General features: G+C 50.2%; 11 protein-coding genes. 3 read left to right on the top strand and 8 right to left on the bottom strand.

The window, feature by feature from the left end:
• Nucleotides 1–36: 36 nt before the first annotated feature.
• Both ACN0YN_RS02145 and map read right to left on the bottom strand, forming a co-directional pair.
• The gene (locus tag ACN0YN_RS02145) at nucleotides 37–2,223 is read right to left on the bottom strand and encodes a GDSL-type esterase/lipase family protein (protein WP_417383331.1); all 2,187 of its coding nucleotides are present in this window, start codon (nucleotides 2,221–2,223) and stop codon (nucleotides 37–39) included.
• 225 nt (nucleotides 2,224–2,448) lie between these two features.
• Complete coding sequence (gene map, locus ACN0YN_RS02140) at nucleotides 2,449–3,240, bottom strand: type I methionyl aminopeptidase (protein ID WP_417383330.1); 792 nt, start codon at nucleotides 3,238–3,240, stop codon at nucleotides 2,449–2,451.
• A gap of 210 nt (nucleotides 3,241–3,450) precedes the next feature.
• On the opposite strand from map, the gene rlmB reads away from it, so the two are divergent.
• The gene (gene rlmB, locus ACN0YN_RS02135; protein ID WP_417383329.1) at nucleotides 3,451–4,236 is read left to right on the top strand and encodes a 23S rRNA (guanosine(2251)-2'-O)-methyltransferase RlmB; all 786 of its coding nucleotides are present in this window, start codon (nucleotides 3,451–3,453) and stop codon (nucleotides 4,234–4,236) included.
• 16 nt (nucleotides 4,237–4,252) lie between these two features.
• Here rlmB and ACN0YN_RS02130 read toward each other — a convergent pair whose 3' ends face one another.
• Together ACN0YN_RS02130 and ACN0YN_RS02125 are read right to left on the bottom strand one after the other, a co-directional pair.
• Entirely contained in the window at nucleotides 4,253–7,408 is a 3,156-nt protein-coding gene (locus ACN0YN_RS02130; protein ID WP_417383328.1) for an efflux RND transporter permease subunit, read from the bottom strand.
• Nucleotides 7,409–7,482: 74 nt separating this feature from the next.
• Complete coding sequence (locus ACN0YN_RS02125) at nucleotides 7,483–8,784, bottom strand: efflux RND transporter periplasmic adaptor subunit (RefSeq protein ID WP_417383327.1); 1,302 nt, start codon at nucleotides 8,782–8,784, stop codon at nucleotides 7,483–7,485.
• A 159-nt stretch (nucleotides 8,785–8,943) separates the two neighbouring features.
• Between ACN0YN_RS02125 and ACN0YN_RS02120 the strand changes: the two genes are divergently transcribed.
• Nucleotides 8,944–9,681, top strand: coding sequence for a CorA family divalent cation transporter (locus ACN0YN_RS02120; protein ID WP_417383326.1), 738 nt, complete (start codon nucleotides 8,944–8,946; stop codon nucleotides 9,679–9,681).
• An 18-nt stretch (nucleotides 9,682–9,699) separates the two neighbouring features.
• On the opposite strand, the gene ACN0YN_RS02115 is transcribed toward ACN0YN_RS02120, so the two are convergent.
• A complete protein-coding gene (locus ACN0YN_RS02115) occupies nucleotides 9,700–10,872 on the bottom strand; it encodes an FAD-dependent oxidoreductase (RefSeq protein ID WP_417383325.1) in 1,173 nt (390 codons plus the stop codon).
• A 283-nt stretch (nucleotides 10,873–11,155) separates the two neighbouring features.
• Between ACN0YN_RS02115 and ACN0YN_RS02110 the strand changes: the two genes are divergently transcribed.
• Entirely contained in the window at nucleotides 11,156–12,658 is a 1,503-nt protein-coding gene (locus ACN0YN_RS02110; RefSeq protein WP_417383324.1) for a M81 family metallopeptidase, read from the top strand.
• Nucleotides 12,659–12,670: 12 nt separating this feature from the next.
• Here the strand turns inward: ACN0YN_RS02110 and ACN0YN_RS02105 are convergent, their stop codons facing one another.
• The 3 genes from ACN0YN_RS02105 to ACN0YN_RS02095 form a co-directional block, all read right to left on the bottom strand.
• Entirely contained in the window at nucleotides 12,671–13,012 is a 342-nt protein-coding gene (locus ACN0YN_RS02105; RefSeq protein WP_417383323.1) for a translation initiation factor, read from the bottom strand.
• 25 nt (nucleotides 13,013–13,037) lie between these two features.
• On the bottom strand, nucleotides 13,038–14,828 hold the full coding sequence (locus ACN0YN_RS02100) for an ATP-binding cassette domain-containing protein (protein ID WP_417383322.1): 1,791 nt from the start codon (nucleotides 14,826–14,828) through the stop codon (nucleotides 13,038–13,040).
• 148 nt (nucleotides 14,829–14,976) lie between these two features.
• A complete protein-coding gene (locus ACN0YN_RS02095) occupies nucleotides 14,977–15,255 on the bottom strand; it encodes a hypothetical protein (RefSeq protein ID WP_417383321.1) in 279 nt (92 codons plus the stop codon).
• Nucleotides 15,256–15,417: the final 162 nt, after the last annotated feature.

Genomic DNA, 15,417 nt, shown 5'->3' with positions numbered 1-15,417 from the left:
ATCTTCCTGTGTATATCTAGATTTTATGAAAACGCTTCAGTCGAGTTGAGATCGCAGCCACTGGACCACAATTTCTTCCGGAGAACCAGTCTGCCCCCTGGTCCGTTCTACAAGCGTCAGATCCTGACCGCGCACCAGTTTGCGACTCATCAGATCGACTTCCGAATCAGTATAACCAGCATCGAAAACATCGGGATGAAAGACGACACAATCCCAGCCCCCTGCTCCAAAATTCAGCGAATAATTCATCGTCCACATCAGGCTGTGGATCAGTTCTTCCTGGCTGTCCACTTTCGCATTTGGGGGAATGGACAGCAGAACCAGATCTGGCTTACCGGGACGTACCAGTGCTTTTGCATCGGCCTCAATCTGTCGCCGTGACTTGTCTGCCGTCTGCCAGGTCGTCACATCCAGTTTCACATCAGGAGCCACTTTTTTAAACGCAGTTTGAACGAGTTTGTCCAACGGAGGCATGGCGATCACCTTGATCGGTTTCTTCGCATCGACCAACGATTTCACACGCGGTAATGCCTGCGTTAAAGGATCGACATCGGCGAGCGAAACGCTTTCCCCTGAAATGGATCCTACCATCAGCTCTGCTAATTTTTTGTGGCCCGCCATATTCGGATGAATTTCATCACTCATCATCAATCGCCAGCTTAATGCATCCTGGGCTCTCAGCGCATTCAGTTTCTGGTAGTTGTCACACAGTGGAACCTGCAGTTCTTTACATACTTCACGAACGACATCGCAGTACTGCTCCAGTTTTTCAACCGGGCGTCCCGAAGTAGAGATGACAGAATTTGGCGTACACAACAACACTTCCGCTCCGGCATCTCGGCATTGCTTTACGATCGATTTAAGATTGTCCCGGTATTGCTCCAGTGGAACGCGCGTCATGTCATTCAGACCAAACATGACTGTCACCAGATCTGGCTGATGCTTTAATACATCACGCTCGATCCGCGATAACCCATTGACTGTTGTATGGCCACTGATCCCCGCATTGATCATCTTCAACTTCGCTTTGGGAAATGTTTTTTCTAACGCAATCCCCAACATGTCGGTATAAGCACGCCGGCTCCCCGTGTGATAGTACACTCCCGTGACACTGTCACCAAAACAGACAATCGTCGCAGGCTTTCCTGATTTAAGTTTGGCGATCGTCTCGGGAAACGTAGACTTCACTGATGTCGTTTTTTCTGCTTTTTCCGTTTTCTCAAACCAGTCGGGAGGCACATCCAGCGTCCAGACTTCGCTGTTGAGTGGCTGGGCATGTCCTCCCGCGAGCCAGATTTTATCCTGAAATACAAACGCCGAATGTTCGTGCCGTTCTTTCCAGACATGATTCGACTTCAACTGCTTCCAGTGTTTTCCATCCTGTGAATACCAGGCATCATTTTTGTTGGCAGCCGGATTATTTGACCAGCCTCCAATCACCCAGAGTCGATCGCGGTAGACGACCGTGGAGAACCAGAGACGTTCATGCCAGGGTGCATGGGCTGTTTCCTGCTTCCAGTGCACTCCATCTTCCGAACTCCAGACATCATTCGTCGCATGGTACACCGGAGTATAATTTCCGCCACCAAAGACATAGATTTTGCCATTCAATACGGCTGCCTGGTGATACGCGCGGGGTGACCAGCCTGCATCTGCAGTTTCCCGTTTCCAGGTTTTCCCGTCTGCGGAACTCCAGACATCATTTTTCAAACTTTTCTGATCACCAAAATAATAATTTTCCGTCCCCCCCAGTAACCAAAGCCGATCCTTGAACACAACCAGCCCTGAAGCGAGACGGGGCGTCCACTCGGCATGCGGGGTTACCAGATCCCAGTTCTTTCCATCGGTAGAAGACCAGACCTGATTTCCAGCCGAATGTCCTTCCAGGCGGCCGTTATACCAGCCTCCCATCAGCCACATTTTGTCTTTGAAGACGACCGTCATGGGAAGATCACTGTGAATCCACGGCGCTTCTTTCGTCACCAGTTTCCAGTTTTTTCCGTCTGCTGAATTCCAGACATCCCGAGGTGGTGCTTCATAAGAATTGAACCAGCCACCAAAAATCCAGAGTTGATCCTTGTAGACCAGTTCTCCCTGAGAATCACGGGGTTGCCATCCCGCTTTTTCTGTGACCTGCACCCAGTCCAGTTTCTGTTCTTCAGCGAAACCATAGTTTGTAAACAGAAGTAACAAAAACAGATGCAGGCAAGTCGGACGAATCATAATGGCTCCAGGTTCTGCTTTTCTGATGGGAAGCGAGCGGTCAGAGAAATCATAAGTGCCACAGAAGGAATCTGTTACATCTACGATAACCATCCTCTTTGCCTGGATGCAAGCGAGCGTCGCTTTGCATTATCGAGATCGAGAATTTAATTCGATCTCACTCAGGGATCGCAGCGGAACCCAATTTCCGATCCCTGAAAGCGTTTGTTGATACACAACGACTGTTTAAAACTGATGGCCTGGTTGAGGACCATTCTGTGTCAGCGTCAGAATCTCCGGGCCCTGTTCGGTCATCAGAATGGTATGTTCGAACTGGGCAGACAGCTTGTTGTCTTTCGTACGCACAGTCCAGCCATCGCTACGATCTTCAACTGTTTTCCAGGTGCCAGCATTCAGCATCGGTTCAATGGTAAAACACATGCCTGGCAGTAACAAATCGCGTTCGGACCCCGAGACGGGATAATGGGGAATTCCCGGGTCGGTATGGAATTCCCGTCCGATGCCGTGCCCCTGGTATTGGCGGACCACCCCGTACCCCAGTTCTGTCGCATAATTGTAGATGACTTCACCAATCTCAATCACGCTGGATTCGGGTTGAATCGTATTAATGGCGAGAAACAGAGAATCAAAAGTAACCTGCACCAGTTTGCGGGCTTCCTCAGAAACTTTCCCTACCAGAAATGTTTCCGACTGATCTCCGTACCAGCCATCGACGATACTGGTAATATCGACATTGACAATATCACCCTCTTTCAGAACGGTATCATCGGGAATACCATGGCAGACCACTTCGTTAATACTGATACAACAGCTCTTGGGAAAGCCCATATAACCTAATGTTGCCGGCGTGTGGCCATGCGAGACCGTGTACTCATGCACGATCGTGTTGATCTCATCCGTAGTAATCCCAGGTTTGACATAAGGGCGCAGGTGGTCCATCAGGCTGGCGTTAAACCGGGATGCGATTCTTAAGCGTTCCCATTCGTATGATTTATAGATGATTGGATTTCCGGACAAAATAACCGCCTCTATGTCAGATGTCAGTAAGAAACTGTCGATAAAATAAGCCAAATTTTGCGAGTTTTTTCATACATACATTTGAAATGTAAGGTCTACCGTCATTTTAAAACGTTCGATTGAATACTAAATTGACTCTATCGGCAGTCTACGCTGTTATAATCAGGTTCACGGTGATTCATAGAATAAACAAATTGAAATAGAATTCCTATGGTTGGAAAGCCTTCTAAATTAAAGAAAAACAAGCCACTACTGGGAAATCATCAGAAGTGCTGGATCTGGGGAAGAAACGCCGTCAGGGAAACCTTGACTGCTGGATTCTGGCCCGTGTATGAACTGCACCTGTCTGATCGCTTAACAACAGAAGAACGGGAACAGCTTGAAGGACTGGCTTCACAATTAACCGTCCCCGTTTTCATTTCAACAGATAAGGAACTCACTCAAAAGAGTCGTGCCACGGATCACCAGGGAATGATCGCAAAAATGGCGCCGTTTCCTTATACATCAGTCGAAAAAATCAATCAACAGGAAATCACTTCACCACTCTATCTGATTCTGGATCGAATCCAGGACCCTTATAATTTTGGTGCAATCATCCGCTCTGCCGAGGTCATGGGTGCAAACGGTGTTTTCGTAGGAACGCATGAGCAAAGTGAAGTCACCAGTCTGGTCTGTCGCACATCAGCGGGTGCTGTGAATCATGTTCCACTCGTACAGTCAGCAGACCTGATTTCGCTCTGCCGTGACTGGAAGCATAATGGTGTCAGGATCGTGGGAACCGCCATGCAGGCGGCTGAGATGCTGACCGATTACGATTTTCAGCAACCGACGGCAGTCATCGTAGGTAATGAAGGAACCGGAATCAGTCCGGAACTGCTGGAGGAATGTACGAATCTGGTTCGTATTCCACAACAGGGACAGACGGAATCTCTGAATGTTGCTGTCTCAGCCAGCATTTTACTGTATGAAGCAAGCCGCCAGCGCCAGTTCTGTTAAACCGCAAACCGGAAGCTTAACCTGCGGGAGCAGCATCCGCAGTCCCCTCTTCTGCAGGAGCGGGTTGTGGTCCGACGAACCATTCACTCATCTTCTGAATGATCACATACATGACGGGGACCATAAATACACCAAACAGCGTGGCAGCAGTCAGACCTGCCACTACAGCAGTTCCCAATGCCTGTCGACTGGCGGCACCGGCTCCCGAGGCAATCGCCAATGGTATCGCACCTAAAATCGCACTGAAGGCGGTCATCAGAATTGGCCGGAAACGCAAATGACAGGCTTCAATGGCGGCATCGGGAATGGATTTCCCCGCCTCGCGCTGTAGCTTGGCAAATTCCACAATCAGAATCGCATTCTTACTCGCCAGCGCAATCAATAACACAAATCCCACCTGGGTGTAGATATTATTGTCCAGCCCGCGCAACATGGTGGCGAAGATCGCGCCAAAAATCCCCAATGGTACGGAGAGAATCACAGAGAGCGGAATGGTCCAGCTTTCATACTGGGCACAGAGAAACAGATACACGAATACCAGGGCCATCGCGAAAATAAACGGCGCCATATTTCCGGCCTCAATCTGCTGGTAGGCAATCCCCGTCCATTCATACCCAAAGCCCTCGGGCAGAATTTCGTCGCACAGTTGCTCCATACGGGTAATAGCCTGCCCCGAACTGTATCCCGCTGCCGGGTTACCGGTAATCGATGCGGTCGGATACAGATTGTAATGATCCACTTCCTGGGGCCCTGCTGAATTATCAATTTTGACCAGCGTATTCAATGGCACCATCGTGCCTCGCTTGTCCCTGACTTTCAGCTGACCAATGTCTGAGACCTTACTGCGATAATTTTCATCGGCCTGAACCATCACTTTGAAAACACGATTGAACAGGTTGAAATCATTGACATACGTGGAGCCCAGGTCGGCCTGCAGTGTGTCAAAAATCGAATCAAGTGGAATTCCCATCTTGATCGCTTTTTCTCGGTCAATGTCCAGATACACCTGTGGTACGGTCGCACTGAAGTTGGTATTGAGGCCTGTCACAACCGGGTCCGCATTTCCACGGTCCATTAAATCAGTGACCGCCATCTGCAGTACATCCATCCCGGCGGAATTCTTATCCTGAATCTGAATCTGGAATCCACCCGCATTTCCCAGCCCCTGAATGGCAGGAGGGATGAACGGGAAAGAAATCGACTCCTGAATCTGAGCCAGTTCCAGATGCAGCCTTTTAACCAGAGCAAATACATGCAGATCGGGGGCCTGGCGTTTACTCCAGTCTTCCAGAGCAATAATCGTCGTTGAATAATTTGACGCATTCGAGTTATTCAGAATCGAAAACCCGCCCATTGTGATCACGTGGGTCGCTGAAGGTAGATCAGCGGAAATCTTATTGATCCGGTTTTGTACTTCACGTGTTCGAGTCAGAGAAGCTCCATCCGGCAGCTGGGTATTGATGAAGATATATCCCTGGTCTTCATTCGGCAGGAAGCCGCCCGGCACGGAGACAAACCCTACTCCAGTAGCAGCAAAGATCGCAACCAGTGGGATGAGCATGATAAACGCATGCCGCACGAACGACTTAACCAGTCTCATGTAAAAATTCTGCGATTTATCAAAACACCAGTTGAACCCGCGGAAGAAGAACCCGCGACGTTCTTTCGTTTCCCGTAACATGAACCCACACATCGCAGGGCTCAAAGTTAATGCACAGACCGAAGAAAACAGGGTCGCGATTGAAATGGTCAAGGCGAACTGACGATACAGGCGACCGGTGATTCCAGGCAGAACCATGGTAGGCACGAATACCGCCAGCAACACCAGTGTCGTCGCGATCACCGGCCCGGTAATTTCCATCATCGCGATTTCTGTCGCTTTTTTCGGTGAGCACTTTTCGGTATCCAGAATACGGGTCACGTTCTCTACCACCACAATCGCGTCGTCGACCACAATACCGATCACCAGCACGATCCCAAACAGCGAAAGTGTATTGATCGTGTAACCCATTGCCAGCATGACCGCCATGGTTCCCAGCAGTGACACCGGAATCGTGACGGCAGGAATTAAAGTGGCTCTGAAATCCTGCAGGAAGACAAAGATCACAATAAAGACCAGCACCAGCGCCATGACGAGGGTTTTGACAACTTCCTCAATCGACGCCGTCACAAATTCGGTCGAATCATAGGGAACGGAATATTCCAGCCCCTTGGGAAAATCTTTTGAAAGCCGCTCGAGGACTTTTCGGGACTGTTCCGCCACATCCAGCGCATTGGCACCGGGTAACTGGTAAATGGCGATCAGTGCAGCGGGTTTTCCGTCCAGCTGTGAGTAACCGGAATAACTCTGAGCACCAAGTTCCACGCGGCCGATATCTTTGATTCGCGTGATCTGCCCTTCCTGACCAGTCTTGACAATGATGTCTGCAAATTCGTCTGGATCGGACAAGCGTCCCAGTGTCGTCACCGTGAGCTGAAAATCCTGATCCTTAGGACTGGGTTCCTGTCCGATTTGACCAGCGGCGACCTGGACGTTCTGCTGACGCAAGGCGGTGACGACATCGGTTGTCGTGATATTTCGCGTGTCCATCTGGTTGGGATCCATCCAGATACGCATCCCGAAATCCAATGCATTCACGATATTCACATCGCTGACACCGCTGATACGTGATAATTCATCATTAATATTGATCGTGGCGTAATTGCTCAAATAGAGTCCATCGAAGGTCTCATCGGGCGAATTCAGTGCGATCACCAGTGTCATGTTCGTCGATTTTTTCTGCGTCGTGACTCCCTCACGCTTCACATCTTCAGGCAGAGAAGGATTGGCAATCGCCACCCGGTTCTGAACCAGCACGTTGGCCATATCCAGGTCGGTACCTACATCGAACGTTACCGTTAAAGTCATGTTCCCGTCGCTGGTACTGCTGGAAGACATATACAACATGTTTTCCACACCGTTAACCTGCTCCTCAATGGGTGTGGCGACGGTATCAGCAACGACTTCCGCATCAGCACCACGATAGGTGGCTGTCACAGCGACCGTCGGAGGAGTGATGTCGGGAAACAGTTCGACCGGCAGCAGAGGTAACGCGAGGGCTCCGACAATCGCAATCACAATCGAAACTACACTGGCAAAAATCGGATGATAGATAAAAAACCGGGAGAACATCGTCGTCCGTTTCGTTAATTTGAGAGATCAGAAACACAACCCAGAGGAAAAGAACCGATAGGGACTGTTATTCTTTATATTGAGCTGGATTTTGAGTCAGGTTGAGTTTTGCCGGATTTCGTGTCTGCCTTAACCGGCGGCTGCTTTGCCGATTGCGGAGCCGCAGTGTTGTTCGTAATCGTAACAGGACGACCTGGACGTGCACGTTGCAGCCCTTCATAAATATACTTCTCACCCGGTTTGATCCCTTTCAGAATCACCCGCATGTTGTCTTCCACCTGTCCAATTTCAACAGCCCGTTTTTCAACAATATTTTTCTCACCGACCACTAACAGATATTTGCCTGCCAGGTCGGTACCGATTGCCACATCATGAACCAGTACTGCGCCTGGTATGGGATTTCCGGGAACACGGACACGGACATAAACTCCGGGATAAAGCAGTCTGCGCAGATTCTCGTCTTTTTTGTCGGTTTTCACTTTGGGATCTGCCGGTTTCTTTAGTGCTGAAGCCGGTACTTCCGGGCCTGGAACTTCCGGGTTGGGAATCACCGCTCGTAACTGAATCGTTCCGGTTCCGGGATCGACTTTATTATCCCAGAAATCGACAGTCCCTTCATGCGGATAACCTTCTTCATTCGACAACCCAACGTAAACCTTGATAGGATTCGGCCCGCCTGGATCTCTGCCGTTTTTTAATGCGTTCAGAAGAATCCGTTCGCTGACACTGAAATAAACATAAATCGGATCCATGGTCACAATTGTGGTCAGCAGAGTATTTTCTCCAGAACCAACAAGGTTGCCGGCATCAACAAGGTTACGACTGACAGAACCGCTGATCGGTGCACTGATTCTCGTGTATCCCAGGTTAATTTGCGCCTGTTCAATATCCGCTTTGGCACCATCAACTGCAGCCTGAGCCCGCTCCTTGTTTGCGCGGGCGTCATCGACATCCTGAGGAGTGACCGCCTGTTTTTTTAACAGAATTTCATTGCGTTCCAGGGTTGCCGTTGCATCAATCAGTTGAGCGTTAGCAGCTTCCAATGCCGCATTGGCTTTATCAAGTGTTGCCTGATATTGATTGCGTTGAATTTCAAAGAGTAACTGGCCCTCTTTTACTTCTTCTGAAGGTTTAAAAAGAACTTTTTCCAGAATGCCATCCGCGCGTGCCCGAATGTCAACCGATGCAATGGACGCCAGACTTCCCGTAAAGTCCTGATTGAATATCACCGTTTTCTGTAACGGTTCCGCAACCGTCACAGCGGGAGGTTTCATCTGGGGAGGGGGAGGCGTGGCATTGCAGCCAAACAGGAGCATTAAGGGACACAAATAACTGGGAATTCTCAGATCAGACAAGCGTGCGGGCAATACGTTCACAGTTCTCCCTTTAAATCTCGATCAAGACCTGCATGTCTTGAAGAATCAACGAATCTTGGCGGCTACCAATTCACAAGGACTTGGTTTAAAGGCATACTACAAATAAAAACACCTGAATTGCAATTCTCATTTCCCTGAAAAAGAGATTGGTTCTTAAAGATGCATGAATCTTCACTATTGCCTGCCACCTGGAATGTACCAGCAGAATTCAGAGACCGCCTGGGGAAACAGGTCGGTCGTCAACGTACCATGATTGCGGAAGGACATGCTCTCATCATCCTGCATGCCCCTCCGCATCCGGATGACATGCATCGTAAAGGACGTTTTTTCTGGCGCGAACCGGACGGGACATGGCACTCATCAGAATTTAAAGGTGGCCCCGATGCACTCAATCAGCATCTGGATGAATTTCAGCAGTTATTGGAAAAGTTTGACGATAAGGTAGATGAGGCAGCAAACTCACTGGAATACCTGGAAGTGCTCAATCATCTGGGGCCGGTCTATCGGGCTCTGTGCCATATGACTCAGGCTCTGCAGATCGCGCGGGAAGCGATACCAAAAGACAAACTGATCATCGATTTCCGTGACAGTTCATATCGACTGGAAAGAGCTGCGGAACTGCTGATCGAAGATGCGAAAAATGCACTCGATTATGTAGTCGCCAAACAGGCCGAAGAACAGGCTAAGGTATCTGCCCGTATTGAAATGTCATCCCATCGCCTGAATCTGTTGATCGCTTATTTCTTCCCCATCGCCACACTGAGTGCCATCTTCGGCTCAAATTTCCAGCATGGATACGAGAAGTACAATACGCCCTGGCCTTTCTGGATTATGGTTGCGACCGGGCTGGCGTTAGGATTTGTCATCCACATCTTTCTCAAGCGCGGTTCGAAGTGACTTCCCCCCTCAGCAGTTTTAAGGAGCATCAAGCCTGCTGCTGGCCCACCCGTGTTTGAAGCCACATAATGTTTTCAGCATCTGTTCTCTTAAAACAGGAGTCTGACACATGAGAGGCAGAAACAGATCGCGTCCCCAGCCTTTCAGCCATCCATCTGATTGAAAGAACGGTGTCAACAAGCGAGTGACTTGTTGATAGTATTGAATCTTACTCCTGCGGAAAGATTCATACTGACGGCATGCTGACGCAAATTCTCCGGTGTTCTTCAGGCATCCCACGAACTCCCAGACATCCTCCAGCGCCAGATTCGCCCCCTGCCCCAGATGCGGACTGGCGGGGTGGGCGGCATCACCGAGAAAGACAATTCGATCCGTCCAGCAGGATTTCATTGAAACATCCCGATAGGTGGTAAACGTCAGCTCTGTAAAACTGTCAATCTTTGACAGCATTTCTTCTGCGAGGGGACAGAGTTGTCTGACCTCCTGTTTCCAGAACTCAAGTCCCTGTCGCTGGTACTGCGCGAACTGATCTGCAGTCAAACCCCAGAAGAAACTGCACTGGTCCTTTCCGATCGGGAGTAAACCCACCAGTTTTCTGGTTCCTTCCACCATTTGCAACAGCCTGTCCGTCACAGCAGTACAGGAACCTGTTTTCCAGAGTGCCCCGTATTCGTAATCCACACTCCGATGACGTATTCCTGAAGCATTGCGCAATATCGAACGGGAACCGTCTGTCGCCACAATACAATCAAAGCATTCACTTTGCCCAGCAGCACCCAGTTCCAGAAGGACTCCCTCTGAAGTATGAATGTAACCGGTAATCCGAGAGTTCTCCCTGATCTGAGCGCCCGCATTTCGGCTCTGTTCATAAAGCGTACTGAATAGCAGCCCGCGGTGCACGCCCAGACCGAAAAGCTGATTTCGCAAGCGGCGGTACTCCAGAAAAACCAGTCGTCTCCCCGTATGTTTGATGGCTTCAATATAATCCAGACGGGCAGACTGCTGTTCAATCTGGTCGTAAATGCCCAGATGCTTGAGCACCGTCTGACCAATGGGCTGAATCAGAATCCCTGCCCCCACAGGTCTGCATTTTTCAGCCTGCTCGAAGATGGTGACGGCATGTCCCGCCTGCGAGAGCAGATATCCCGCAGCCATCCCCGCAATACCGCCTCCGGTAATCGCTATTTTCATCAGCTACTTTCTAGAGTGATTCGACTGGCTCCGTGACAAACTGGTAATACGGCATACTCTTGATAGCGAATTCTGGACTTTCTGAGAAGCCGAATTTTAACTGGCAGGTGACGCTTTCTATTCTGCCGATGATTTTTTATCTTTAGACTGTGTCCTGTTTTACTGTAGCGTTTCCAGGGTTGTCTGGCACGAGTATGTTTGATTGAGAGACGCTACACTTAAACAAGATGCGTTCTAGCGATGCTGTGCTCACCCATGTTCTGACTTTCCAGGAGCTGCAACCATGAGAATTGCCACCGGCGGTGTACTGCATGAAACCAGTACGTATTCTTCCCTTCCCACCACACTTGACGATTTCATCAATGATCGGGGGTTATTTCGTGGTCAGGAAATCATGGAGACATTCCCGGGCGCCAATGTCTGTATCGGCGGATTCATCGATGGGGCAGAAAAACTCGGCTTTGAAATCATCCCACTGCTCTGGACCTTTGCTTTTCCCAGTGGTCTGATCGAGCGAAAAACATACGACGATCTGCTGGCAGAATTTCTGGAACGCCTGAAAGCAGAAGAAGAGAAAAATGGTCCTGTAGATGGCGTACTACTCGACCTGCATGGTGCGATGGTCATTGATGGTATCGAAGATGGTGACGGGCACTTTATCTCCAAAGTCAGGGAATACATCGGTCCGGACCGACCGATTCTGGTCACCCCCGATATGCACGGCAATCATTCCCAGCTCCGCGTCGAACAGGCAACAGCGATCTTAGGATATGATACGTATCCGCATATCGACATGAATGAACGAGGCCAGGAAGCCGCTGAGCTGATCGTCAGAATCATCAATGGTGAAGTGAAACCGGTCATGACACTCCGCCAGATTCCCCTGTTCTGGAGTACCGCCTGCCAGGTGACCGCGCACATGCCCATGAGAGAAGTCATGGATTACGCACACGAGATCGAAACCCGTCCCGGCATTCTGGGCGTGACAGTCTCGACCGGTTTTCCCTGGGCTGATGTTCCCGATGTAGGACCTTCTCTGATAGTGGTCGCCGACAATGATCAGGAGCTTGCAGATAAAACTGCCGAAGAATTTGCCGACTGGATCTGGGAACGCCGTCGTCGCTGGTACAAACTCCCCTTCACAGTCAAAGAGGCAATCAAAGAAGGAGAGGAAATCGGTAAATATCCGATCATCCTCGCCGATCACGCCGACAATACAGGGGGCGGCACCGCCGGTGACTCCACTGAAATTCTGCAGACTTTTCTGGACCAGAAACTCGACAAAGCATTGATCCTGTATATCGTCGATCCCGATGTGGTTGCGCTGGCCCACAAAGCCGGTGTCGGAGGCGAAATCGAAACCGAAGTTGGCGGTAAGTCCGATCCGATTCAGGGCCCTCCAGTGAAAATGAAAGCGGTGGTCAAAGCGCTTTCAGAAGGAACATTCAAATACGATGGTCCCATGTATGCGGGACTGACCGGAAACATGGGACCTTCTGCCTGGATTCAGCAGGACGGGGTTTCTGTCGTCGTTGTGACGGCCCGGGAACAACCCTTTGGTCCCGCATTCTCCAAAACACTGGGAATCGACTGTGAAGCGATGAAGTACATTTCCGTGAAATCGTCGGCTCATTTCCGGGCCAGCTTTGAACCGTTTGCCGGTTCCATTTTCAATGTGGAGGCCAAAGCGATTCACACACACGATTTTGCCAAGCTGAACCATCAGCGGAGAAAGCGGGATTTTTATCCGGTCGAATTTCCTTACGACAGCGCACCCGAAGTGTAACCTTTTCGTATCTCAGCCTTTGACCTTGAACCCCATCTGCTGTAATGCCTCCCGTACACGGTCCAGCTGGTCGCCCTGAATTTCGAGTTCATCCTCTTTCAGGGCACCGCCGGCACCACAACGGTCTTTCAGTTGTTTCAGCAGATCGGGCAAATCATTTCCTTCCTCGGGTAAGCCTCGCACGACGGTGACGCGTTTTCCCTTTTTGCGTTTCTCAATCGACAGCTTTGCCGTCTGCTGTTCGGGAGGAATGCGAAATGCTGGTTCAGGCGGGCAGATACATTCTTCTTCCAGTTGATCGCATTTTTCACAACGTGGTGGTCGATCAAAGGGAGTTCCTTCAAATAAGCGCATGAGTCTCCTTTCAAGCGGAATCGTTTTATGAAACCCGTGATTCCAGTTCTTCCCAGCGTTCCAGTAAGTATTCCAGTTCCTGTTGAATCGCGGTGACGCGGTTTGTCGCTTCCGCGATCACTTCTGTGGACTGTTTGAAAAACTCCGGCACAGCCATGTTGGTCTGCAGCTCCCCCTGCTCCGCTTCCAGCTCTTCAATTTTCAGGGGAATCTGTTCCAGTTCCCGCTCTTCCTTGAAACTCAGTTTAGCAGCTTTGGGTTTCGCGACCGGAGGTTCCGGTTTGACCTGGGTTTCGGTCTTCTGAGATTCCGTTTTCTCCCTGTTTTGAGACTGCAGCAGATAATCGTCGTAACCGCCGGCGTATTCTTTGACTTCTCCCCCTTCTTCAAATACAAGCGTCGCAGTGACGACATTATTCAGGAAGGCACGGTCATGGCTTACCAGCAGCAATGTTCCCGGATGATTGCAGATGAGCTCTTCCAGAAGTTCGAGAGTTTCTGCATCCAGATCATTCGTCGGTTCGTCCAGTACCATCAGGTTGGTTGGTCGCTTAAACAGTTTCGCCAGCAATAGCCGATTTCGTTCCCCTCCCGAGAGGTAACGGGCTGGTCGACGTGCCCGTTCAGGAGTAAACAGAAAGTCCTGCAGATAACCATAAATATTTCGCGGCTGTCCGTTAATCGTCAGTGTCTGCTGCCCTTCGCCGACATTTTCAATCACGGTTTTTTCTTCATCAATCTGCTCACGTAACTGATCGAAATAGAGAATTTCCAGATTGGTCCCCTGTCGTATGGTTCCCGAATTCGGTTGCAGTTCCCCCAGCAGTAACTTCAATAAGGTCGTTTTGCCTGCTCCGTTGCGGCCGATAATCCCGATTTTGTCTCCGCGTGAGATCAGTGTCGTCAGATCCTGAATCACCGGTTCATCGCCATACGAGAAGCTTACATTCTTCGCTTCGATCACCAGCTGGCCGGAACGGTCGGCGGTGGCCACCTGCATGTTGACATTTCCGACCCGATTTTGTCGCTGTTGGCGTTCTTCACGCATTTTTTTCAAAGCCCGGACGCGTCCCTCATTGCGGGTACGTCGCGCTTTGATCCCCTGTCGGATCCAGACTTCCTCTTCGGCCAGCTTTTTGTCGAACAGTGCATTCTGTTTTTCTTCTGCTTCCAGAAATGCCTCTTTACGTTTGAGGAAGGTCGCGTAATCACAGGTCCAGTCATAGATCTTTCCGCGATCAATTTCGATGATGCGCGTTGCCAGTGCCTGCAGGAACACCCGGTCGTGCGTCACGAACAGCAGTGTTCCCTCATAGGACTGCAGAAACTGTTCCAGCCACTTGATTGCCGGGATGTCGAGATGGTTGGTCGGTTCATCCAGCAGGAGGATATCAGGTGACTGTACGATCGAACTTGCCAGCAGGACGCGGCGTTTCATTCCTGAAGAGAGTGCATCGAATCTGTCATCACCATTCAGTTCCATCCGGGAGAGAATCCGCTCGACCGCATGTTCTGCTTCCCAGTCATGCTCAAAAAACGGCAGCGCTGCCTTGAAAACAAAATCATGAATCCGGTCTGCACAGCCTGCGGGGACTTCCTGAATCAGGCGGGCTACCCGGACATCCTTATCCCGCTTGATCTGTCCGTCATCGGGGTCCAGTTCGCCGGCAATCATTTTCATCAGCGTGGATTTGCCCGCACCATTGCGACCGAGTAGACCAATCCGCTCACCTTCGTATATTTCCAGGCTGATTTCATCCAGCAGTGGAGGCCCACTCCACGTAAAGGAGACTTGATTCATACTCAACAGCGACATACAGCACTACTTCCGATCAGACTGATACAAAAAAACCCGACTCAGGAAGTCGGGTATCTCGGGGACACCGGCATAGTATGTTCAACTCAGCCGATTTGTGCAATACCTGCAACAAGACAACAGATATTACACTAGTGGATAACAGGATTCATAGACGTCGTCCCCCCGACAACAAACCCAGAACCGCGCAAAACAGGGATGCGCCGATGATGGACCAGACAATCGGATAATCTCTACCTCCCAGATTGAGCGAAAAGATCTCCGGCAGTCCCAGCAGCATGGCTAATTTGCTCCCCAGCAGCGCACCAATAAAACCAAGCGCGATGGAAACCAGACAGCCGCCACGTGTCCCCCCCGCCAGTCCTCGGGCAATACTGCCACACAGCCCCGCCACTACGAGCAAAATGATGAATTCCGTCAGGTCCATGGTGTTCCTTAACTGCTTCTGATTTCTTAAAAATATCGATCGATTAGACCACGTGAAAAATGACGCCCTCTCGTAAGCATACTTTAGGTCAGAAAGAATGGCCTGTCCAGACGCAGATTTCGAAGCCGAATTCTCACCTTAATGACACATTGGCATTTCATC

Origin of the sequence: Gimesia sp., assembly GCF_048260065.1 — a bacterium.
Taxonomy (GTDB): Bacteria; Planctomycetota; Planctomycetia; order Planctomycetales; family Planctomycetaceae; genus Gimesia.
Note: the sequence above shows the minus strand (reverse complement) of the source record. Positions and strands in the feature narration are given on the sequence as shown.